At 46.5% G+C, this 22550-nt stretch carries 26 protein-coding genes; 11 read left to right on the forward strand and 15 right to left on the reverse strand.

What is annotated here, in order from left to right; genetic code table 11:
• Window positions 1-20 precede the first annotated feature (20 nt).
• Together AC1DXC_RS22900 and AC1DXC_RS22905 are read left to right on the forward strand one after the other, a co-directional pair.
• Complete coding sequence (locus tag AC1DXC_RS22900) at window positions 21-1133, forward strand: SPFH domain-containing protein (protein WP_477461497.1); 1113 nt, start codon at window positions 21-23, stop codon at window positions 1131-1133.
• 31 nt (window positions 1134-1164) lie between these two features.
• Complete coding sequence (locus AC1DXC_RS22905; RefSeq protein ID WP_477461498.1) at window positions 1165-2295, forward strand: hypothetical protein; 1131 nt, start codon at window positions 1165-1167, stop codon at window positions 2293-2295.
• 98 nt (window positions 2296-2393) lie between these two features.
• On the opposite strand, the gene AC1DXC_RS22910 is transcribed toward AC1DXC_RS22905, so the two are convergent.
• The 9 genes from AC1DXC_RS22910 to AC1DXC_RS22950 form a co-directional block, all read right to left on the reverse strand.
• Entirely contained in the window at window positions 2394-2951 is a 558-nt protein-coding gene (locus tag AC1DXC_RS22910) for a TIR domain-containing protein (RefSeq protein ID WP_477461499.1), read from the reverse strand.
• 28 nt (window positions 2952-2979) lie between these two features.
• Window positions 2980-3855 carry a macro domain-containing protein gene (locus AC1DXC_RS22915; RefSeq protein ID WP_477461500.1) on the reverse strand — a complete coding sequence of 292 codons (876 nt, stop codon included), beginning with the start codon at window positions 3853-3855 and terminating at the stop codon, window positions 2980-2982.
• Between the two features lie 272 nt (window positions 3856-4127).
• Window positions 4128-4592, reverse strand: a complete 465-nt coding sequence (locus tag AC1DXC_RS22920; protein ID WP_477461501.1) for an SRPBCC domain-containing protein — start codon at window positions 4590-4592, stop codon at window positions 4128-4130.
• Window positions 4593-4607: 15 nt separating this feature from the next.
• Window positions 4608-5261 (reverse strand): class I SAM-dependent methyltransferase, encoded by a 654-nt coding sequence (locus tag AC1DXC_RS22925; RefSeq protein WP_477461502.1) that lies wholly within the window; start codon window positions 5259-5261, stop codon window positions 4608-4610.
• 72 nt (window positions 5262-5333) lie between these two features.
• Complete coding sequence (locus tag AC1DXC_RS22930; protein ID WP_477461503.1) at window positions 5334-5912, reverse strand: YdeI/OmpD-associated family protein; 579 nt, start codon at window positions 5910-5912, stop codon at window positions 5334-5336.
• Between the two features lie 37 nt (window positions 5913-5949).
• Window positions 5950-6507, reverse strand: a complete 558-nt coding sequence (locus AC1DXC_RS22935; protein WP_477461504.1) for a DUF4256 domain-containing protein — start codon at window positions 6505-6507, stop codon at window positions 5950-5952.
• 12 nt (window positions 6508-6519) lie between these two features.
• Window positions 6520-6900 (reverse strand): DoxX family protein, encoded by a 381-nt coding sequence (locus AC1DXC_RS22940; protein WP_477461505.1) that lies wholly within the window; start codon window positions 6898-6900, stop codon window positions 6520-6522.
• A gap of 7 nt (window positions 6901-6907) precedes the next feature.
• Window positions 6908-7375 carry an SRPBCC domain-containing protein gene (locus AC1DXC_RS22945; RefSeq protein WP_477461506.1) on the reverse strand — a complete coding sequence of 156 codons (468 nt, stop codon included), beginning with the start codon at window positions 7373-7375 and terminating at the stop codon, window positions 6908-6910.
• Between the two features lie 5 nt (window positions 7376-7380).
• Window positions 7381-7704 carry an ArsR/SmtB family transcription factor gene (locus tag AC1DXC_RS22950; protein WP_477461507.1) on the reverse strand — a complete coding sequence of 108 codons (324 nt, stop codon included), beginning with the start codon at window positions 7702-7704 and terminating at the stop codon, window positions 7381-7383.
• 192 nt (window positions 7705-7896) lie between these two features.
• On the opposite strand from AC1DXC_RS22950, the gene AC1DXC_RS22955 reads away from it, so the two are divergent.
• The 5 genes from AC1DXC_RS22955 (at window position 7897) to AC1DXC_RS22975 (ending at window position 12027) form a co-directional block, all read left to right on the forward strand.
• Window positions 7897-9138: a hypothetical protein gene (locus AC1DXC_RS22955; RefSeq protein WP_477461508.1), complete on the forward strand. Its 1242-nt coding sequence runs from the start codon at window positions 7897-7899 to the stop codon at window positions 9136-9138.
• Between the two features lie 102 nt (window positions 9139-9240).
• Entirely contained in the window at window positions 9241-9564 is a 324-nt protein-coding gene (locus AC1DXC_RS22960) for a hypothetical protein (protein ID WP_477461509.1), read from the forward strand.
• Window positions 9565-9702: 138 nt separating this feature from the next.
• Complete coding sequence (locus AC1DXC_RS22965; RefSeq protein ID WP_477461510.1) at window positions 9703-10737, forward strand: glycoside hydrolase family 26 protein; 1035 nt, start codon at window positions 9703-9705, stop codon at window positions 10735-10737.
• A gap of 207 nt (window positions 10738-10944) precedes the next feature.
• The gene (locus AC1DXC_RS22970; RefSeq protein WP_477461511.1) at window positions 10945-11760 is read left to right on the forward strand and encodes a hypothetical protein; all 816 of its coding nucleotides are present in this window, start codon (window positions 10945-10947) and stop codon (window positions 11758-11760) included.
• 75 nt (window positions 11761-11835) lie between these two features.
• Window positions 11836-12027 (forward strand): hypothetical protein, encoded by a 192-nt coding sequence (locus AC1DXC_RS22975; RefSeq protein WP_477461512.1) that lies wholly within the window; start codon window positions 11836-11838, stop codon window positions 12025-12027.
• Window positions 12028-12390: 363 nt separating this feature from the next.
• Here the strand turns inward: AC1DXC_RS22975 and AC1DXC_RS22980 are convergent, their stop codons facing one another.
• Entirely contained in the window at window positions 12391-12885 is a 495-nt protein-coding gene (locus AC1DXC_RS22980; RefSeq protein ID WP_477461513.1) for a helix-hairpin-helix domain-containing protein, read from the reverse strand.
• Window positions 12882-13163 carry a hypothetical protein gene (locus tag AC1DXC_RS22985; protein ID WP_477461514.1) on the reverse strand — a complete coding sequence of 94 codons (282 nt, stop codon included), beginning with the start codon at window positions 13161-13163 and terminating at the stop codon, window positions 12882-12884. The genes AC1DXC_RS22980 and AC1DXC_RS22985 overlap by 4 nt, the downstream gene beginning before the upstream one ends.
• A 330-nt stretch (window positions 13164-13493) precedes the next feature.
• Here AC1DXC_RS22985 and AC1DXC_RS22990 point away from each other — a divergent pair, with 330 nt between their 5' ends.
• Window positions 13494-14663, forward strand: a complete 1170-nt coding sequence (locus tag AC1DXC_RS22990) for an ATP-binding protein (protein ID WP_477461515.1) — start codon at window positions 13494-13496, stop codon at window positions 14661-14663.
• An 88-nt stretch (window positions 14664-14751) separates the two neighbouring features.
• Here AC1DXC_RS22990 and AC1DXC_RS22995 read toward each other — a convergent pair whose 3' ends face one another.
• Window positions 14752-15342: a hypothetical protein gene (locus tag AC1DXC_RS22995; protein ID WP_477461516.1), complete on the reverse strand. Its 591-nt coding sequence runs from the start codon at window positions 15340-15342 to the stop codon at window positions 14752-14754.
• A 191-nt stretch (window positions 15343-15533) separates the two neighbouring features.
• On the opposite strand from AC1DXC_RS22995, the gene AC1DXC_RS23000 reads away from it, so the two are divergent.
• The 3 genes from AC1DXC_RS23000 (at window position 15534) to AC1DXC_RS23010 (ending at window position 20965) form a co-directional block, all read left to right on the forward strand.
• Window positions 15534-16133, forward strand: coding sequence for a Crp/Fnr family transcriptional regulator (locus tag AC1DXC_RS23000; RefSeq protein WP_477461517.1), 600 nt, complete (start codon window positions 15534-15536; stop codon window positions 16131-16133).
• A gap of 413 nt (window positions 16134-16546) precedes the next feature.
• Window positions 16547-17833 (forward strand): serine hydroxymethyltransferase, encoded by a 1287-nt coding sequence (locus AC1DXC_RS23005; RefSeq protein ID WP_477461518.1) that lies wholly within the window; start codon window positions 16547-16549, stop codon window positions 17831-17833.
• Between the two features lie 3 nt (window positions 17834-17836).
• The gene (locus AC1DXC_RS23010) at window positions 17837-20965 is read left to right on the forward strand and encodes a PAS domain S-box protein (RefSeq protein ID WP_477461519.1); all 3129 of its coding nucleotides are present in this window, start codon (window positions 17837-17839) and stop codon (window positions 20963-20965) included.
• 185 nt (window positions 20966-21150) lie between these two features.
• Here the strand turns inward: AC1DXC_RS23010 and AC1DXC_RS23015 are convergent, their stop codons facing one another.
• Genes AC1DXC_RS23015 through AC1DXC_RS23025 form a run of 3 tightly spaced genes read right to left on the reverse strand, consistent with a single transcriptional unit; the run spans window position 21151 to window position 22526 of the window.
• On the reverse strand, window positions 21151-21849 hold the full coding sequence (locus AC1DXC_RS23015) for a ComF family protein (RefSeq protein ID WP_477461520.1): 699 nt from the start codon (window positions 21847-21849) through the stop codon (window positions 21151-21153).
• A gap of 18 nt (window positions 21850-21867) precedes the next feature.
• Window positions 21868-22275, reverse strand: a complete 408-nt coding sequence (locus tag AC1DXC_RS23020) for a type II toxin-antitoxin system VapC family toxin (protein WP_477461521.1) — start codon at window positions 22273-22275, stop codon at window positions 21868-21870.
• Window positions 22276-22277: 2 nt separating this feature from the next.
• On the reverse strand, window positions 22278-22526 hold the full coding sequence (locus AC1DXC_RS23025; protein ID WP_477461522.1) for a hypothetical protein: 249 nt from the start codon (window positions 22524-22526) through the stop codon (window positions 22278-22280).
• Window positions 22527-22550: the final 24 nt, after the last annotated feature.

Consider the following 22550-nt stretch of genomic DNA (forward strand, 5'->3'; position numbering starts at 1 on the left):
TAATTAAACCTAAAAAGCATATGGGCCTTTTCAGTAAACTGCTCAACGAGTTAATAGATGTAATAGAGTGGGTAGACACCACCCAGGATACCTTGGTGTGGAAGTTCCCGCGTAATGATAACGCCATAAAAATGGGGGCAAAGCTTACCGTGCGCGAATCGCAGGCGGCTATATTCATGAACGAGGGTCGCATTGCCGACGTTTTCCTGCCCGGCATGTACGAACTGCATACCGAAAATATGCCCATACTCACCACCCTGCAAAGCTGGAAGTACGGTTTCAATAGCCCCTTTAAGGCCGACGTGTTTTTCGTGAGTACGCGCCAGTTCGTAAACCAGAAGTGGGGTACCAAAAACCCGGTTATGCTGCGCGATGCAGAGTTTGGCCCGGTAAGGCTGCGCGCTTTCGGCTCGTTCAGCTTCAAAGTGCAGGACCCTAAAATGTTCCTTACCGAGGTATCGGCAACCAACCCTGATTTTGTTGTAGAATATATAGACGAGCAATTGCGCAACACCATCGTAGCGCGTGGTATGGATGCCGTTGCGCAATCAAAAATACCGGTGCTTGATCTTGCTGCCAGCTACAACGAGATGGGCCAGCTGATAGCCCAAACCATACAGCCCGATTTTGCCGAGCTTGGCCTTAACCTTACCAAATTGCTGGTAGAGAATATCTCGCTGCCGCCCGAGGTAGAAGAGGTGCTTGATAAACGCAGCTCGATGGGCATATTGGGCAATTTGGGTGCTTATGCGCAGTTCCAGGCGGCGAACGCCATGGAGAAAGCCGCAGAGAACACCATAGGCGGCAACCTTGGCGCTGCAGGCATGGGCCTTGGCGTAGGCGCTGCCATGATGGGCCAGGTGGGTAACGTTTTTAAGCCGGGCAATTTCGATGGCAACAATCCATCAGGGGCAGATGCGCCGCCTCCATTGCCATCTACGGCTTACCATATTGCCATTGACGGGAAATCTGACGGGCCGCACAGCGTCACCGATATCGGCACGATGGTGGCATCGAAGGCCGTTACTAAAGAGACCGTGGTTTGGAAAAAAGGCATGGCCGGATGGGCCGCCGCAGGCACCGTGGCCGAACTTGCCGGTTTCTTTGATAACGAACCGCCACCATTACCCTAACCATCATCCTTTAAAACCTAATACCTCATAAATGAACGGACCTGTAAAGCCGGCCGATAGCATCAGCAAATCGTTGAAGTGCGCGGGATGCGGTGCCCTGCTACACTTTGTACCCGGCACGCGTACCCTGCAATGTATTTATTGCGGCGAAAGCAATACCATAGCCGATACCGGAGACAATGATGCAATAGTACCTGTTGATTATGATGAATTTGTAGCCGGGATAGACGTTGATAAACAAACCGACGACATCAAGGTAGTCGATTGTAAGAACTGTGGCTCGCAAACGGTGCTTGATGCAGCTGTAACGGCCGATAAATGCCCTTTTTGCACTGCCCCTTTGGTATTGAACCTGCAGGCCGGCAAGGAATACGTACCACCGCATTACATTTTACCCTTCGAGGTTACCCAAAAGCAAGGCGCGGAATTTTTCCAGAAATGGCTTAAGGGGCTTTGGTGGTCGCCAAGCGACCTGGCGCAAAAAGCCGGGGGCAGCACATCTACCTTAAACGGCGTGTACCTGCCTTATTGGGCCTACGATACCGATACCGTAACCGATTATACCGGCGAGCGCGGCGACTACTACTACACCACTGAGACCTACACCGAAACGGTTGATGGTAAAAGCCAAACCCGTACCCGGCAGGTGCGGCACACCAGCTGGTCGTATGCGTCGGGCACCGTTGAATGCAGCTTCCGCGACCTGCTCGTAGCTGCCAGTAAATCGCTCCCCGAAAAAACCTTGAACAAGCTTACACCCTGGAAACTGCACATGCTGGCCCGGTTCGATGAGCGTTACACCAGCGGTTTCCGTTCAGAAACCTACCAGCTGAGCCCCGAACTGGCATTGGAGAAAGCGAAGGCGCAAACGGTTTCAGAGATTGATTCGGCTATCCGCAATGATATTGGCGGCGATGAGCAAAGGGTTGATAACACTGATACCGATTACCAAAACAAGGCTATCAAATATATAATGCTGCCGGTATGGGTGAGCGCCTACAATTACAATAATAAAGTGTACCAGTTTACGGTAAACGCCAGCACCGGCGAGGTAATTGGCGAGCGGCCGCTAAGCGCTATCAAGATTGTGCTTGCCGTGCTGTTGGCACTTGCGTTGATTGCGGTGGCTGTGTTCCTGTATATGCAGAACGCGAACAGGTAAGGCAATGTGGTAGGGTCGCATTAAAAAAAGCAGAACCTTCTGGTGGTTAGGTTTACTATTACGTTTGAGAAGCAGTTCTTTTTTATAATATAATAGCTTCAATTGATAGGTATTCCCCAATTTGTATAAGACTCGTCATCGTAAACTCCCAGTGCTCCACCTTTTGGAGGGTTGTTGTGCGTGAATTGTCCAGTTGCATCATGAATTGGCGCTTTCTTAAATGGGATATGTATTAACATGGCTGTTCCATTGTCAATTCTCTTCCTCAGGGCAGGTGGCCACTGACTCGACATTGATTGAGCATTTCTGATGCCATTGGTTCCTAGATAGGCGACTATAATTGGGATTTTGCAAACATCTACGGCGTACTCAATTTCAAAAGGCACCCAATCACGGTCTTCTTTAGTTGTATCTCCAATGATTAAAATCATGTTTTTACTGTTGTTTAATCGTACTTTTAGGCTTGCTCTCAAAGTCTCTTTTAAACTTCCATCTCTAACAGAGGAAGTCTTATCATGACTGTTAATTATATTGAAGCAGTCATCGTCTTTACCACACCAAGCCTTGATTAAGTTATAGTATTTAATATCCGATTCAATCGGTACATTGGTTCCGTTAGCGTGGAACGCAATGTAGGTGCCGTTTCTATATGCCATTTTTGGTTAAATTCAGATTATTATAGCCTTATGGTAGATAATTATTCAGAAGGTCTTTAACTTCGAACAAGTTAATATCAAACTTTTTTACATCGTTTGGGTGAATAACGATTACAAGTTTACTACAAAATATAATTTGTTCTGAAGCCTTAATAAATGATTGAGCTATTTGAGCTATCAGTCGTTTTCGGTTTGTCACAATCCTGCCTCTACCCGTACCAATTAATGGTAAAATAATTGGTTCATTTTCGCCTTTGGATATGATGAATTGCCAAAGGTTATCTGTTGAATTTAATACATTGTCTAATGTAGTTTGAGCGGTATTATTATAGTTTAGATCAGACATAGCAAGCAAGTAAAAGACTTCGGCTCCAATGTTTACCCTTACAGTTGTTCCCATCGGATACTTTTTGTCTTTTCCGCTAATTTTGGGATAATCAGTGGTAGGAACATTGGCTAAAGCATTATCTATAAGTTGATCTAAAGTTTGAATCTGTTGAGGGAAATATTTATTAGTAAATTGCCCCTGCAGGCTGTTAATTGCAATAATGCCGTTAGCAATGTCGGTGTCGAATGTTGTATTGGTACTAATTATTTTCTGCCCTTTAAGATTAAACAGGTTACCTATTCTGATTTCGATTTCTAAATCTTTGCCCGATAATTTATAACGAATTCTTGAAATTGGTCTTCTAGTGCAAATTACAACAAAAAGCGAAAGAGAAATTAAAACAAAAAAAGTATATGGGGGCAGCTCATTTGACTTAAATATTTTAAAAAAGTCCATCATTTCAAATACCAGCCAAACGGCGCCCAATACAGCAAAAAAAGTCTTTACACCATCTATTGAAAGTAATGCATATTTCCAATATGAACGTGTTCTAATTGACTGCCAAAAGTAAATCATGATGATTATGAGTGGAATTTAAGGTAAGGTTTGCTGGCAATTCCAATATCTTTTAAATAGACGTTGAAATTAAAATACCAATGTCTCAAATATACTAAGTATTTATCTAATGACTAGGTATTTACATCAATGGGAAAATTAATGCCGAAGTGAGCCTGTTGTGGTTGATAGCGATGCGAATTACCATTATTACAATCCGAGAAATACGCAACGAAGTCGCACGCACATTGCGCGAGTTCCCAAACTGTTCGATAACACCGGTTGATAAAGCGTTACTGTGCCTCGGTTAGCCCTGAAAGATACACCTGCAATCTTTCCGCTGTTTGGGCAAAGCCCTCGCTGGCTTTGTATTGCATCTCCACCAAATCAAATAGCTCTTTCGTTTCGTACAATTTGTACCACTTGAGGAGTGTCTTATCTCCCTGGCTTTCAAATTGGATGGTGGCTATAAAGTTGGGGCCGAAATGCTCGTGCACCAGCTTTTTATGTTCTACAACTTCCCTGAACAGGGTTTTATTGGGGTAATTGGTGCCATCCGGCCCGTGCATAGTAAAGAGCCATTCGCCTCCGGGTTGCACATCCATTGTATTGATGGTGCTGGTAAAACCGTTCGGCCCCCACCAATGCCTGATATGTTCGGCCTGCGTCCATATCTCCCAAACTACAGCTATCGGAGCATCCAACAACAGAGTGTTCATTTGCTCACGGCCTGTTGGGTCGGTGTTTTCGTTTTGCATGCTACACAAATCAGTTTATGCGGATTTGATTATCTGTTTAAGTTTCGTTTTGTCAATGCCGCCACCGCTCTGGGAAATTTGTCCGATATCGCTTATATGCTTTATAAAGTTGTTGTCAATAAGCACTTTTGAAATAAGGTCTTGAAATGTATTCTGTACTCTAGCGTAACGAAAAAAAATCTTCACGTTTGCACTTTTTTTTGGCCCAATAGCTTTGATTTTTTCTTCAAAATAAGTGGGAATTGTCAAACTCACTAATTCTCTATATTGATTAGTTTTTAGTGTACGATAATTTATTGAGGTGTCTTTTGGATTGAAGGGGAATGGTGAAATGTCCACCACCAGTAAGCCGATTTCATTGCAAACTTTAATGAAATCCACTTTATCAGCGATGAACTTATTTAAAATGTCACCCAAGTCACTGCGATAGAAGAACTGCGAGTTGTTGGTATTTGGATTATAAATATATTTTTTTAACTGGCCCCAAAGAGGAGCTTCTGCAATTAATAAATAATTTACTGTTTCAATATTATCAAGATTGTTCTGCCAAAAGTTATTGATAGCGGTAAATGCGTTTTCCAAATAAACGTTATCATTTTCAAATTTGTTTATAAGTCCGTTTTGCTCGTAAAAGGTTTTGAGGGCTTTTTTATTGTTAGCATAATTCATATTTAAATCGTTCAAATATTTTGTCGTCAAGGAATAATGTTAACAAACACGGGTGTTATTTTTATGTAATTGTTAATCGTCCAGCCCCTTCCCCTCCAATATACGGGGGATGCATTTCTCCACCCTTGCCTCGCGGGTTTTGGCCTGTTTGGGCTGCGAAAAATGCAGTAAGTAACCTCGCTGGCGGCCTGGCGTTAAGGCCTCGAAAGCGGTTTTAAGGGCCGGAAGCTCATCCAATTTAAGCCGGAATGCTTCGGCCATTTCAAACTCCTTTGTCTTTTTCAACTCAACCTTCAGGCCGGCTTTTTCTACTTCTATGGCCTCAAAGATGTAGGTTTTTAATACAGGTTCCAGTTCGACAACTTCGGCTATTTCCGTAAACCTTATTTGCCGCGCGGCCTGTACGTTCTCGGTTTGTTGGATGAGGATGCCCTGCCCATCATTTAATAACGCGCCTTTGAAGAACAGGTACGCACAGTATTCCTTAAACACATGTATCAATACGATGTTGCTTTGCTTGTAGGTGTAGCAGGGGCATCGCCACTTCAGTTCTTCCTCCAAGCCGCAATCCAGGGCAATCGTCCTGAGCAGGGTAATCTCTTGCTGCCATTTCTGAGGCTTGGCAAAATAAAAATCGACTTTAGGGTTCATGATATTGGTTGCTTTATGCTAAGCTATGAAATTCTCTCTACACCATTAAACATCCCCGGAAGCCTCGCGCCGCATAATAAGATTCGGCCCCATTGTGGTAATAGAACACGGTATCGTACCGCCTGTCGCAAAAAACAGCGCCACCTAGCTTACGGATGTTGGCAGGTGTTTTTACCCAACTGGAGGTTTTCAGGTCGAACTGCCCGAGCGTTTGCAGGTGCCGGTATTGCACTTCATCCAATAGTTCGATGCCCATTTCGGCAGCTATATCTATCACGCTGTTTGCGGGTTTATGCTCCTTTCGCGAGTCCAGCGCCTCACGGTCGTAACAGAGGCTGCGGCGGCCTTTAGGGCTTTCGGCGGCGCAATCATAAAAGGCATACTGGCCGCTGGCTTCATCGTAGCTTACCACATCGGGTTCGCCACCGGTTATTTCCATTTCATCAAGCACCCATAGTTTTTCGGGACTGGCTTCCAGTTTTGCCTGTACGTCGACCCAAACCAGTCCGGGGTGGCGGCCCATATTTTTAGCGAAGCGGTTCTTCAGGATGTCGAGCAGTCCTGCTGTTTCTTCCGCAGATAAATTCTTTTTCATGGCTGTAGATTATTAGTTTATTGTTGACGTTTTCCTATCCGCAGGCCTCAGATACCACGAAGCTATCGTAAGTACGATGAGCAACACCGGCCCAAAAAGCTCCTTTGCGCTATCGCCGCTGGCCAAATGTGAATACACCGCGCCCGACATGGCGAAGAAGAAGCCCGCGTAGGCCCACTCTTTCAGCAGCGGGAATTTAGGCATTAATACGGCAACAACGCCCAATATTTTCCAAACACCCAACAGGGATAAAAAGTAGGCGGGGTAGCCCAGATGCGTCATCATGGTCAGTTCTTCTTTTTGTTTGATGAGCTGTACGATGCCGGTAGCCGTCATCCCAAGGCCTAGCCAAAGGGTAGTAAACCAGTAGAGGATTTTATGAGTCTTCGTCATGATAGTTTTATTTTAGTTTGTTTACGATTTCCTGGAGGCGGTTATGCGCCATGTTGATGCCTTGCGCGAATGGCAGTTTCAGCATCTGATCGCGCAGCGCGCCGGATTTATACAGGCTGTGGATAACCAACTTGCTAGTGCCTTCGCTCAGCTTCTCGAACGTCAGGAACTCCAGCTGTACGCCAAAAGGGGCGTTGGCCATCTCGAAAGTGCGCGTTATTTTCTCGTTCGGCACCCATTCGTGGAACACGCCATCGGCACTGAACACTACTTTGCCATTCGCATCGCTCGTTTCATAGGCCCAGCCGCCATGCTTTTTATTTTCGAGTTTAAGCACTTTGGTGCCCATCCATTGCGAAACGATTTCGGGCTCGGTATGTGCCCTGAACAGCAAATGCACCGGCAGGTCGAACTCCCGGGTAATGGTTAAATCGTGCTTGCCTTCTTCGGCCGTAATTTTTGTTTTCAGTTCCATGGCAATTATGTTTTGGATTGGTAGTTTTTCATGATGTTTTCCAGTTTGTTGAATCTCTCGTCCCACATCTGGCGGAAAGGTTCTATAAAGTCGGCTATATCTTTCATTTTACCGGGGTTTAAATGATAGTGGATTTCCCTACCGCTTTGCGTTTGCTTAAGCAACTCGCACTCGGTGAGTATCTGCAGGTGTTTTGATACCGTTGGCCTTGCGGTATCGAAGTTGGCAGCAATGGCCCCTGCAGTAAGCGCCTGCGAGGCCAGCAACAGCAGTATGGCGCGACGGGTGGGGTCGGCAATGGCCTGGAATACGTCTCTTCGTAAATTCATTTGCGTAGCTATTTGACTACAAATATAAATGTAGTCATTTAACTACACAAGTGTTTTTTTAAATTTTTCCGGCAGGAAAGTAGGGGCGAAAAAATAATTCAATAAAAACTTTGAAATGCAAAGTACTTTCTATTAACTTTGTATCACAAAGGACTTTTAAACTTTCGACCAAACGAAACCAACCCATATATCATGAAAGAGGAGATACTTACCCACCAGCACGATGCCCACCAGCTGGAGAAACTGTACCGTGGCAACAAAGGGCTTTTTAAACGCGAGTTCAGCGTGCTCTACCCCGAGCTTGCCGGCAACACGCTTGCCGATTTCTGGCACGAAAGGCTCAACTACGAAAGCGAGGAAACCAACTGGGGCAGCAGCCGCGACATATTGATGGTGGTGCTCGCATGCATGTTTGCCGGGTTGATAGCCAAGCTGCCGGCCATCTTCCATATTGATGAAGAGTTCTTTTATTCGCGCAACGTTGGTTTTATCGTGTTCCCGCTGCTTACGGCATATTTCGCCTGGAAGAATAAATTGTCCATTGGCAAAATCGCCTTTGCGGCGGGGGCTACTATCGCGGGCCTGCTTTTTATCAACCTGTTCCCGCATGTAAGCAAAAGCGATACGCTCATTTTATCCTGCATCCATTTGGGGTTGTTCCTGTGGGTAGTATTGGGTTTTGCTTTTGTAGGCGATGCCAAACTCGACCACGATCGGCGGCTGGGTTTCTTAAAATACAACGGCGATTTGGTGGTGATGACCGCGCTTATCCTGCTGGCAGGCGGTATCATGTCGGCCATAACGGTTGGGCTTTTCTCGCTTATCGGCTTCAATATCGATAAATTTTATTTCGAGAATGTGGCCATATACGGGCTTGCTTGTGCGCCGATAGTAGGTACTTATCTTACGCAAACCAACCCGCAGTTGGTTGGGAAGGTATCGCCCATAATTGCCAAAATATTCAGTCCGCTGGTGTTGGTGATGCTGGTGGCGTATTTGGTTGCTATGATTTACTCGCGTAAAAACCCCTATAATAACCGCGAGTTCCTGCTCATATTCAATGCCTTGCTTATCGGCGTTATGGCGCTCATCTTCTTTTCGGTAGCCGAAACATCTAAGGCCAAAGGAAGCATGCAAAGCTGGGTGTTGTTCCTGTTATCTGCGGTAACCATCATCGTAAACGGCATCGCGCTATCGGCCATCCTGCTCAGGATTACAGAGGGGGGCTTTACGCCAAACCGTGCAGCCGTGCTGGGCAGTAATGCATTGATTTTGATAAACCTGCTGCTGGTAACCGTGCAGCTTTTTAAAGCGGCCACCAAAAAGGGCGAGATAGCCGGTGTTGGGAAAGTTATAGCCGCCTACCTGCCTGTTTATTTTGCATGGGCGGTTATCGTGTTGTTTATATTCCCCCTGATTTTTGGATTTAAGTAATAGGTACGTTTTGTTTGTGTGGTAAGCCCCGATGCAGATAGCGTCGGGGTTTTGTTTTTTGGAGTAATTAATGACAACTAAAACTCTCCCAGAACCCCGTCAATGTCGGTGATTTTTGTCCAGGTTTTGTTTTATAGAAATTTGGAAAATGCCCGGGAAATTGTGCCCGATTTAGATAAACATCCAACCTGGTTTATGGCTCTCGCGGATGGCTTTAAATCCGCAAAAACCCGAGAAAAATCGGTGTTTTTCTTTGTTTTTCGGAGTTTTTTTGGCCTTTTTCCTGCAAATATTAAAAAGGGCCAAATTTGCATGGAATGGGCGTTTTTGGGTAAAACACCCCCTGTCGGACCGCGAAACCATTTCCAGCTTTTTCCAGCTTTTGCGCATTTTTTAGCTATGGATTTCCAGGAATTCCAGCTTTGAAATTGCGTTTGCCGTAGCGGGGGCACCAGCCATTTAACATAATTCTCATCATCGTTTACATCCGTGTTTAGCAAAGGGCGGGCATGGTTATACTTTTACGGCAGTGCCCCACCCTTCATTCCTAATAAGCAAATACCCATGTATATCTTAAGAACCGTAACGCTCGTCGCCCTTTTTTTCACCATCAGCACTCTGCGTGTTGCTGCACAGCAGCCCGCGCTATCTACCCCGAACGCTACCCCCGAGGCGGTTGCCCTGTACAGCTATATCAACAGCATCAGCGGCAAGCAAACCCTTAGCGGGCAGCATTGCGTGCCTTTGCTGGGCTCTACGCGCCTAAGCACGGTGTACCGTATCACCAAAAATTACCCGGCGGTTTTCGGGCAGGATTTTGGCTTTAGCTACCCCGGCGACTGGGACGGCATCAACTACCGCCAAAACATCGTAGACGAAGCCATCAAACGCAATGCCGAGGGTTTCATCATCACGCTGATGTGGCATGCGGTACCGCCTACCGAAGACGAGCCCGTTACCTTCAAAGAATCGATACAGGGGCAGCTTACCGATACCCAATGGAAAGAGCTGGTTACCCCCGGCACGCGGCTCAACGAACGCTGGAAATCGCAGGTGGATGTAATTGCCTGGTTTTTAAAACAGCTGCAATATGCCAAAGTGCCTGTAATATGGCGGCCATACCATGAAATGAACGGCGGCTGGTTTTGGTGGGGCAAAAAGAAAGGCAAAGACGGCTACGTAAAACTTTATCGCATGATGTACGACCGATTGGTAAATTTCCACGGTCTGCGCAACCTGATATGGGTATTCAACACCAACGAGTTTAAGCCCGGCGTGGATAGGCTGGACGAGTACTACCCCGGCAAGGATGTGGTAGACATTGTAACCACCGATGTGTACACCCAGGGTTTCGACCAGGAGAACTACGACCAGATAGCCGCCCTCGCCGGCAATAAACCCATTGCTTTAGGCGAAGTTGGCGAACTGCCAGGTGCCGAGGTATTGAAGAAACAACCCCGCTGGGCCTGGTTTATGTACTGGCACGACCCATCGCCCAAAGGCTTCGAAGCCTACCAAAACCCGCAGGTGCTAAACTTGAAGGATTTGCCATGGGTAAAAGTGAAGCAGCCAACGATGTTTTATCCGTTGATAAAGTAAATGCTAAACCGCCTAACGCTGCCGCATAGCGTCCCCGTTTGTGGCCCGCATGCAAAGTAGCCATTAGGAAAGGTTGGATAGATTATTGCCGCTTTTGTTGGCCTTGTGACCAACAACCGAAGCTGCCTGCAAAAGGACTAACCAATGTGATGCCTAATATTCACTTATTTTATTTAAATGCTTATTTTAGAGGCCTAAAGCCTTGTCATGAGCAAAAAATTAAAGTATTTGTTTTTAGCCGCAATGATAGTGGTATGCCAATCCTGCGGGAAACATGGCGAGCCTAATCCGGACGATGATGCAAACCTGGTTTTGGATGAGGCGGTGGCAGTTGAACTGCCGGAAGTGAGCATCCCGCTGGTAAAAACCCTCACATCGCAGCGTACCTTAACAGCGCTTAACGGCGACGAATTTAACTGGCGGATAGTAGAACGCTTTGAATACGACAGTAAGAACCGCATCACCCTCTACGATTTCAACAACGGCAATTACGTATATGAATACACTTACGATGTGGGCAACCGCGTAATTGGCGTAGTAGAGAAAGCGTCGCAGGAGATCCATTACAAATACACTTACTATAAGGACAGGATAGTAGTAACCAGTGAACGCGACGGCTACACCATATTTTTGGACAGCAAAAAGCGGGTGGATAAAGTAGTGCCTTACGGTTCGCTCTCATCTTTTGGGTACGTGTACGATGACAGGGGGAACATGATGGCCAAAAGCAATGTGTTAAGCGACGAAAGGCCACCATTTGGCACCCATACCTTCGATACCCAAAAGAACCCTTTTACCCGTGTGGCAGGCTACAACCTGCATTTTAGCTACCTTGTCGGTATCAGCTTAATGCGTGAGGCCAAGGGCAACCCCAACAACTCCACCTTTGCGGATAAAACTACCGGCACCAGCATAGGCATCAAAACCTACATTTACAATGCCGATGGTTACCCCTTATCGTCTAAAACGGTTTACCCCAGCGGCGGCGCAGATGATTACGAGTTGTATGAATATACGCGGTAGGCGGCGGTTGGTTTATGTGCGGCCATGTGAAGCTTAACCGGTAGGTAGCCTAATGGGGGCAAATAAATTATGAATATGAAAATCTTCCTCAGCATCATTCAATCCCTGCTCATTGCGCTGATAGCTATTGTAGGGTTTTTATATGTGCTGTATCACGCGTCCGGGCATAACATACCAGCGGATACGGATAACGCATTTTATACAACTGCGCTGCTTTTAGTTGCTTTGTATGTGACCGTTATAGTTATCAAAAAGAGGAGACCGTAGCTGAGCGGAAAATATCATTGGGCCCGCTGCCGAACAGCGTCCTGGCGTTTGGCCCGTTTGCAAGGTAGCCACCAAGGCAGGTGGGATAAATTATTTTTGAAAAGGTACTGTTGTGATGCTTCGGAAAGGTTTTGCCCCGCTTTATGTGCAAGCAACTGGTAGAAGCCCCGACGCATCGGGGCCAATCGGGTTTAGAGATGAGCGTGCAGTGCGGAACTTCCCTAAATTACGATTGTCATTACGAACGATAGCGTGGCAATATCAGGCAAGCAGCGCAGCTTGCAATGCGGCCGCGCTTAGAAATTTGCTTTGTGTCTTTCCCCTTTGTCATCCTGAGCGATAGCGAAGGATCTGTTTGATAGCCTAATCCCTTTGATGGGCATTCATTTTGGGATATTTTTCACTCGCGTACCAGGGCGTTTGCGGCCGGTTGGCAGGGAAGCCATGCTGTTCGCGGTAGGCCTTACGTTCTGCTGTAAAATGCCACCAGCGTTTGCTATCGTCCCGGTTTTCGATATAATGGATCAGCAGCCTGTAGGAATCTTCTACACAGGGGTCGGCCCAGGTACCACAAAATTTTTCAAAGGCATCAAAGAGTTCTACCGCGTCTTTCCCTTTAAGCTGAGCCAGCGAATAATACCCCTGGCCGATAAGTTCTTCTGCGAAATTGATGCCCAACGAGGGGATACTTTGAAACGCTGCAAGCGCTTGTAATTCTTTAGCGCGATGCGGCGATGCGTTCAGTAGTATAGCAACTTCATCCGGGGCATGATCCTGTAACATCTTTTGGCTGATCTTTTGGGCTTTCAGCGTTCGCTTTTCTGTTTCGGTCAACCGGTAATTAATGTTCTTTTTCATAGCACTTCTACATAGTTGATAATGAATTTCGCTACCTGTTCCTGCTCAATAACATTCAGGTCGTCTCCATCGTAGATCCAATAACCATCCGCATCAAATAAAACCCTGCCCAGGTTTTCGCCGGTTTGATCATAAGCGGTATAGAGTTCGTAACACTGGTGCCCAACAGGTGCATAAGACGGCACTACCCTGATTACCTCACTGGCACCGTTGTGCCGGTTAAGCCAGGCTTTCGCCTCATCCCGCAAGAATATTTTTGACTTGAGCTGCTGCATCATTCAAAACTTTTTTTCAAAGATAAATGAAAAGCTAATATTTTTAGTATTGGCGCGCCTGAAATATTAAAAAAAATGATTGAAGATTCTTTCGGACTGTTTCCGCCAGCGGCGTGGAATGCAGGCAAGACCAAGCGAAATCCCCGCTACTTATATTGAAAAAAGGGAAACCCTTTAGTAACTCCACCTGAACCCGGCGAAATCGCGTTTAAATTAATGGGAGCCAGGACTTGTGCGATTCCCTTCTTAAGAGGGGATTCAAAACCTAAAAGCCTCCCTACCGGCTGAAAATTCTTCCTTGCAAATCGAATATTTAATGTTATAATTGCAAGGATGATAGCAAGATTGGCAGCAGAAGAAGTAGCACTATTGATGCAGGAGTTTCCTGCGGTGGGTCTATTGGGCCCGCGCCAAATCGGTAAAACAACCTTAGCGGGGCATATTGCGCTTAATTTTGATTCATCCATCTATCTGGACTTAGAGAGCCCGGCCGACCTGGCCAAATTAAGCGAGCCGGAAGATTATTTTGAACGGCATAAGGGCAAGTTGATTATATTGGACGAAGTACAGCGGGTGCCCGAATTGTTCGGGATATTGCGGGGCGTAATCGACAGGCGACGAAAGGAAGGTTTTAAAAAGGCCCAATTTGTGATATTAGGTTCTGCATCGCTCGAACTTTTAAAGCAATCTGAAACGCTGGCCGGGCGCATTGCCTATATAAACCTTTCCGGGATAAACGTAAAAGAGCTATTAGCAACAACCATCCCGCAACACCAATTATGGTTGCGAGGGGGCTTCCCGGATAGCCTTTTGGCAAACAGCGACGATGCCAGTTTACGCTGGCGGTTGAATTTCATCACCACTTACCTGGAACGCGATGTGCCTCAATTCGGGCCGAGGATACCATCGGTTACGCTAAGAAGGCTGTGGACGATGCTGGCCCATAACCATGGCGGCCAACTTAACATTGCCCAACTTGGGGCGAACCTCGATTTGACAGGACCTACGACAAAGCGATACATCGAACTTTTGGAAGACTTATTGCTTATCCGTTCAATTCGCCCATGGTTTGGCAACGTTGGCAAACGGTTGGTGAAAGCACCCAAAGTTTATATTCGCGATAGCGGGTTGGTGCATGCGCTGCTCAACCTGAAAACATTAGACGACGTGCTGAGCCATCCGGTAGTTGGTGCCAGCTGGGAGGGTTTTGTAATAGAGAACATTATATCATGCCTGCCGCAGGGCGTAACCTACTGGTTTTACCGTACATCGGCTGGTGCAGAGATTGATTTGGTAGTAGAAAAAAACAACTCGAACAAATTTGCTATCGAAATAAAACGCTCTTTAACCCCAACGGTGTCTAAAGGTTTTCACCTGGGTTGCGAAGATATTGAAGCAACGCATCGTTTTGTGGTTTATCCGGGCGGTGAAAAATTCCTGGTAGGTAAAGGCGTGTACGCGATATCTCTTTTAGAAGTGATGGATATGTTGGCGCATATATAAGCCTGACTGCGGGTGTCGCGATGATAAGATTTAAAAACGCCGCCGGCATTAGCTCCAACTAAGCCAACACCGGCGACGAAAAATTCCCTTAAGCTTCAGCAGCAACCGCATTAACCGTCTTGTTCAAACGAAACGCCGCAAGCAGGTAATAAAAGGCGCCGAATGCTGCGTACCCGCCCAGGCTGGCAATGCCCTTTGTTGGGTCGTGCGCCAGTACGATAAACGAAATGCCCGCCAATACCGACTGCCCACCACTCAATATCATGGGCCATTGGCCATCTAATGATTTGCGGCGGCGTAAGCCCAGGATGAATTGTATCAGCCCCGTACCGATGGCCCAGGCTCCGAAAACAATCAAAGCTTCCGGTACGCCTTTTTGTAAAGCAATAGCTACCGCTATGGTAGTGATGGTGCTGATGGCAGCGTTTACATATTGCGGCATTTTAGAAGCACTGTTACGATTGGCGCGGATATCGAGGAAGGTGCCCAGCACATCCCAGGCGGGGTAAATGATGAGCAAAATGCTGGCGATGCCCGGCGAGGTTTTTGCAAAAAGGGCCACAAGGATAACCCAGGCCACCGAAAAGGCGGCACGGGTGAAATAAAGGTTGCGTAACGATGTAGCAGTTTCAACGTCCGGGGTGTTTGTTGCTGTATTTAATGAAGGATTCGATGTCATGATTTTATTGTTTTTGTTGGCTCAAAGGTCTGTAGTATTGCCGGGCGCGTTTTTCACTTAAGTGAAACCCCCGGGGGAATATTACCCTGCGATTACACTTGACAAACGACTGTGCGATTTTCACTTAAGTGAAAATGGTTGTGTTATATTCTGATTAAATTTGAGGACTGTTTGCCTTATACTATAATCAAATGGCCGATAAAAACGATATTATTTTTCAGCACCTCCGGAATTTTGCTCCCCTGAACGATAACGATATTATGGTTAGCGAACCATTTTGGAAAGCCCGTAAAATGCTGAAAGGCGATTTCTTCAACATGCAGAGCATGGTTTGTAACGATCTGGGGCTGATTGTGAAAGGCATCTTCCGCATTTATTACCGCGACCCGGAAACTAAGGAAGACAAGAACATCTTCTTTTTTTCGGAGAACCAGTTTGTTGTTTCGTTCCGAAGCTTCGTATCGCGCAGCCCCTGTTGGTATTTCATCGAGGCGATGGAAGATTCGGAGATTTTTTTCATTTCGTATCACGACCTGAACAGCCTATACGAAAGCCACCCCAACTGGGGGAAATTCGGCAGGTTACTGGCCGAATCTTTTTTCAAGCTTGCCCAAACCCGCACAGAAGAATTCATCTTTTTCTCGCACGAGCAGCGTTACCTACGATTGCTGGAAGCCCACCCGGATATCGTGGAGCGGATACCGGCATATCATATTTCGTCGTACCTGGGTATCACCAACCCCTCGTTAAGCAGGATTAGGAAACGGGTTGAGAGTAAGAAAGGGGAGTAAAAAAACGCGTCATTGCGAGGGACGAAGCAATCTCCCGGTTAGCAGGGCGGACTTGCAGAGCGGCTTTGCTCTTCACAACGTAATTGAGGTGGATAGTGCAGTGCGGCTTGTATGATCGCTCTGCCAGCGTAGAGATTGCTTCGTCCCTCGCAATGACGGGGGGATTTGCGCAAGGACGAGGTGGGAAGGCTTCGTACCTCGGTGCATGACGGGGGTGGGCTCGTGCATGTAATGGCAGCATTTGCATCCCTCTTTTTATCTCATATCTCCCGTCTCGTATCTCACATCTAAATATCCGCCCCGCAGCGTATATGCCATACATAATTGCCTTATGGCAATGTTTCAGCTCAATTGCAAATCCAAATATCTCAATTCTAATTTTATAGCTAACTTAGCGCGCATTACACATAACAATGAAAAGAGATAAATTAATATTTAAATTGCTGGATGAAGAGCAGCAACGCCAGGAAGAAGGTATAGAGCTGATTGCATCAGAAAATTTCGTAAGCAAGCAGGTAATGGAAGCTGCGGGCTCTGTTGCCACCAACAAATATGCCGAAGGCTTGCCTGGAAAACGCTACTACGGTGGCTGCGAGGTGGTTGACGAAATTGAGACGATAGCCATAGAACGTGCCAAGCAATTGTTTAATGCCGAGTGGGCAAACGTGCAGCCGCATAGCGGTGCGCAGGCCAATGCTGCGGTAATGCTGGCTGTTTTAAACCCCGGCGATAAAATATTAGGGTTCGACCTTTCGCACGGCGGCCACTTAACGCATGGTTCGGCCGTAAACTTTTCGGGCAAATTATACGAGCCGCATTTTTATGGTGTTAAAAAAGATACCGGTTATGTAGACTATGAGCAGCTGAAAGAAGTTGCCCTGCGCGAAAAACCAAAACTGATCATCTGCGGTGCTTCGGCTTACTCGCGCGATTGGGATTACGAATTTATCCGCGCCGTTGCCGATGAGGTTGGCGCATTAGTGCTGGCCGATATTTCGCACCCGGCGGGCCTTATTGCACGCGGTTTGCTTACCGATCCGCTGCCGCATTGCCATATTGTGACTACTACTACGCACAAAACTTTGCGCGGTCCGCGTGGAGGACTGATACTTTTGGGTAAAGATTTCGAGAACCCATGGGGCTTAAAAACACCTAAGGGCGAGGTACGCATGATGTCGGCCTTGTTGGATATGGCTGTTTTCCCCGGCACACAGGGCGGTCCGCTGGAGCATATTATCGCGGCTAAGGCAATCGCCTTCGGCGAGGCATTGAGCGATAGCTACATGAAATACATATTGCAGGTGAAACTGAATGGTGCGGCCATGGCCAAAGCGTTTGTAGACAGGGGCTATGATATCATCTCGGGCGGTACCGATAATCACCTGATGCTGATTGACCTGCGCAATAAGAATATCAGCGGCAAAGCTGCCGAAAAAGCGCTGGTAAGTGCCGATATCACGGCCAACAAAAACATGGTGCCTTACGATGATAAATCGCCGTTCGTAACATCGGGCATTCGTGTGGGTACTGCGGCTATCACTACCCGTGGATTGAAAGAGAAACACATGGATACCATTGTGGAACTGATAGATTTGGTATTAACCGACCCTGAAAACGAAACTGTTTTGAAGAAGGTACGTAAAAGGGTGCACAAGCTAATGGAAGAGCATCCCCTATACCGGGATAAACACCTGGGCTAACAAATGGACGTACAGCATCATACCCCTTCGGAGCTGGAAGACAGACGCTTAGCAGCCCTGCATTCTTATAATATCTTAGATACGCTGCCCGAGAAGGAGTATGATGCTATTACCCGCCTGGCTTCCTATATATGCCAGGTACCTATTGCCTTTATTTCTTTTATAGACGACTCCCGCCAATGGATGAAGTCGGCCATTGGGCTGGATATTGCAGGGGTACCCCTTGAGGATACTTTTTGCCGGCATACCTATAAGCAGGGCGAGTTGATTGCCATTCCCGACCTTACCAAAGAAGAGCCCTACCGCGACCATGATATGGTTACAGGTGAATTTGGGCTGCGGTTTTATGCCAGCGCCCCGCTCATAGACCCCGACGGCTACCGAATTGGTACCCTATGCGTGCTGGATAAGCGTGCACGAGAGATAACCGAAGAACAGCAGGATGCCCTTAAAGTCCTGGCCAGCGAGGTAATAAGTCACCTGGTGCTGCGTAAGCAAAAGAAAGAACTGGAAAAGAGCCTGCAGGTACACAAAGATTTTTATACGCTTTTTAATAATTCATCAGAGATACACCTGATTGCCGGTGCCGATTCTAACATCGAACTGATCAACAACTGCATTTTTGATATTTTGGGCTACAGCCAGGAGGAGGCAACGGGCCGATCGCTATGGAGTTTTGTGGCCGGACAAAACCGGGAGCAATATGTTCCGGTGATAGAAAAAGCCCTGGCAACCCAGAAACCCTTTGAAATAGAAACTCAAACGGTTACCCGTAGCGGCGAACTCAAATGGATTAGCTGGACTGCTGTACACAAAGCCGGCAAATGGTATTGCAGCGGCCGCGATATGACCCTGCAGAAAAAGTTGATGAATGAAACCCAGCAGCTATCGCTGGTGGCCAGCAAAATAAAGAACGGCGTAGTGATAAGCGATGCTCACGATTGCGTGATATGGACCAACGCCGCTTTTGAGCACATAACCGGTTACAATACGGGCGATGTTGACGGGAAATTTCTGGGGCAGGTTTTAAAAGGCAAGCCTAAAGACGACGCTGCCGAGAACGAATTACTGGACGCGATAGAAAATAAAAGATCGTATGAAGTAGAACTCTCCATGTTTACTAAGGAGGGGAAGCCCATCTGGATTTCGGTGACCAACTCTATCATCTACGCTGCAGACGGTACGATAGAGAAATCCATCCGCATCATCATCGATATAACCATGCGCAAACGCGCCGAGCAGGACGTGGAGATACTGTCGTTCGCGGCACGTAAATCGCCAAGTGGTATCATGATACGCGATAACGAAAGCCGGATAGTGTGGATGAATGAATCCATGGAGAAGATAATAGGGTACACCCTGGAGGAATTAAAAGGGCAAACTATTGGCACCAAACTGGTTGGCGCGGAAACCGATATGGAGGTTTTTAAAGGGGCGGTACAAAAGGTAAAAGCAAACGAACCTTACGAGATTGAAATAAAAATATATAAAAAAGACGGCACGCCCGTGTGGGTGTTCATATCAAACAGCCCGCTGTTTAACGAGGCTGGCAACGTGGAGCGGCAGATAGGCGTAATGGTAGACATCAGCAGCCGCAAAAAGGCCGAAGAACAGCTCACCTTGCTATCACTTGTTGCCAGCAAAACTACCAGCGGCGTAGTCATTAACAACAGCGAGGGCAAGGTAGAGTGGGTGAATGATGCTTTTGAGCACATTACCGGCTATGCTTTGCATGATGTGAAAGATAAACACCTGGGCGATTCGCTTAAAGGCGAGCTTACCGATGTATCCATCATTACCAAGGCGCGCGAACTATCAGAAAAGAAGCAATCTTTCGAGGTTGATCTGCTCATTTACCGTAAAGATGGTGTGCCGGTGTGGATATCGGTCATCAATTCGGTTATTACCGATAATGCAGGCAAGGTTGATAAGTACATTGAGGTAATCATTGATATCACTGCCAAAAAGAAAGCCGAGCAGGAGCTGATAGCCGCCAAAGAGGAAGCCCTGCAGCTTAGCCGCGCCAAAGATATGTTTATTGGCGTAATGAGCCACGAGATACGTACGCCGCTTAATGCCGTGATAGGCATGAGCCATTTGTTGCTGGATGATAACCCGCTCGATTCGCAAAAGGAGAACCTCAACATCCTCAAGTTCTCGGCAGAGAACCTGATGACGCTGATAAACGACGTGCTTGATTTTACCAAGATAGAAACAGGTAACGTGGTGCTGGAGAATGCCCGGGTAGATATACGGGATATGATACAGGGCATAACGGCTTCTATGCAATACAAAGCGCTGGAAAAAGGTATTTATCTGAAGAGCGAAGTAGAAGATGCCATACCCGAAGTGGTACTTGGCGACAGGGCCAGGCTGGTGCAGATTTTGCTGAACCTGGTGAGCAATGCCGTTAAATTTACCTCCACAGGCGGCGTAACTATCGATTTAAAGATAATTGAGGAACATAAAAAATCCGTAAGGCTGCGTTTTGCCGTATCTGATACCGGAATTGGTATTGCAAAAAACAAATTAAATACCATCTTTGAATCTTTTAAGCAGGCCGAGGATAACACCACCCGCGAATATGGCGGTACAGGCCTGGGTTTGGCTATCAGTAAACGCTTGATAGAGCTGCACGACTCGCGGATAATTGTAGAAAGCATACCGGGGCAGGGCTCTACATTTTGGTTTACGGTAACCTTTAGGAAGATAGAAGACCGTACTAAAAATAACAATAATAAAGTGGAAACAGGGCTAAATATCAATGTGCTGGTAGTAGATGACAACCAGATAAACAGGTTGCTAATAAACAAAGTACTAAAAAAATGGGGCGCTTCGGCAGATTTTGCCGAAAACGGCCAGGAAGCCATTGATAAGCTGGAACTGCACAAGGACTTTGATGTAGTACTGATGGATATCCACATGCCTATTATGGGCGGCCTGGAAGCCACCGGAGTTATCCGCTCGAAAACCGAGCCTTATTTCCAGAATTTGCCCATCATTGCCCTTACCGCTTCTATGCTCAACAACCAGATGGGCGAGATAGAAGGCGCGGGCATGAATGATTATATCCTGAAACCTTTCGACCCAGCCACACTGCACATGAAATTAAGCAGGTATCAGAAACAGTAGTTCAGCGTAAAGAGGTAAGAATCAAGAGACAAGAAGGCCGAAGAATTTCGAATGCTGAATTTCGAATGATGAAGTTTGGCTCCATAAAGCAAAGAAAGCGTTCCATCGGGTCGCTTTTTTTGTTTGGAGGAATGCCGCACGCAAATCAAAATCCTATAAATCGTAAAAATCCGCTCAATCCCGGTTCAAACTGCGTACGCTATAGTAGCTATACTCAGCTTCAATCCAGGCACTTTAAGCAGTTCTATGCCGCAGGCTTCCAGCGTTGAGCCGGTGGTAACGATATCATCAACCAGCATGATATGCTTGTTTGCCAGTTTATCCGGGTTGGCAACGGCAAATACCTCTTGCATATTCTCAAACCTGGCAAACCGCGATTTATGTGTCTGCGTTTTGGTGGCTACCCTGCGAATAAGGTTATCCAGTTCTACACTTGCATTCAGTTTTTCGGCCAGTCCATCGGCAAAGCAGGCACTTTGGTTGTAGCCACGTTCCTTAAGCCGTTTTTTGTGGAGAGGCACCGGGATGATATAATCTGCCGTTTTAAATATTTCGTTCTCTGCAAGTTGGCTGCCCGCAATACTGCCCAATATGTTGCCGATGCGCTGCATGCCATCGTATTTAAAATGGTGCATCATCTGCTGTACCTTGCCGCCTTTGTTAAATAAATAAAGAGCATACGCCGCCTCAACGGGCAGTTTACCCCAAAACTGCTGTGCTACTATATTATCCTGTTGCTGGTGAAAGTTGGTATAGGGCAGGTTGTAAAGGCAATCGGTACAAACCATATCCTCACCTAAAACCAGGCTGGCATGGCAGGCCGCGCACAGCCGGGGGAATATCAGCGAGACGAAATCTGACAGGTAGGTACGCAGGGCATTCATCAATCCAATAATAAAACTTTAGTGAACAATATGGATTTTCAATACTGTGTATGGTTCCAGGCGTTTAAAATCTTTAACATTGCAAGTGTACAAGTCGGTGCAATGGTTTTCTGCTATTGCCACATGGAGGCAATCATTAAAGCTTTTGAAACCGATGATTTTCGCTAAATCCGTTGCTCTAGTGAATTCAGCCATGCCGTATTGATAAGGGTGTAATGTTATCAAGAGATTCACATCGGACACAATCAAGGGGGGCTGTTGCCCTAGCTTTGCTAACACAAATGCAGCTTCCTGTACACTAAGCCAGGATATAGCAAGGTTATTGTTAACGATAAGCTGGCTTAATAAAGCAGTGACACGGGCGTGCAACTGGGGTGTTTGGTTGAAAAGAAAATGAATTAGTACGTCGGTATCAATGTAAACCATACCTACACATCAGGGCATTGAGATTCGTTGATAAGTGCGTTGATATCAATATCAGGAGATATTATCGGGGCGTTTTTACCTCTTTCTTCAAACATTTGAAGAAGTTTGGCAACGTCTCTTTCGGGTGTAGTATCATTAGGCGAAACGGACTTTACCGTGATTTCAACTTCTTGTCCTGTAAATGCAGCTTTAAGCGAGTTTAAAAACTCAATGCTTAATTCTTTTGCTTTTAAACGATATGTTGTTTGCATGATAAATCAAATATAATCAAAGCA

The organism is Mucilaginibacter sp. P2_D11 (genome assembly GCF_056404435.1).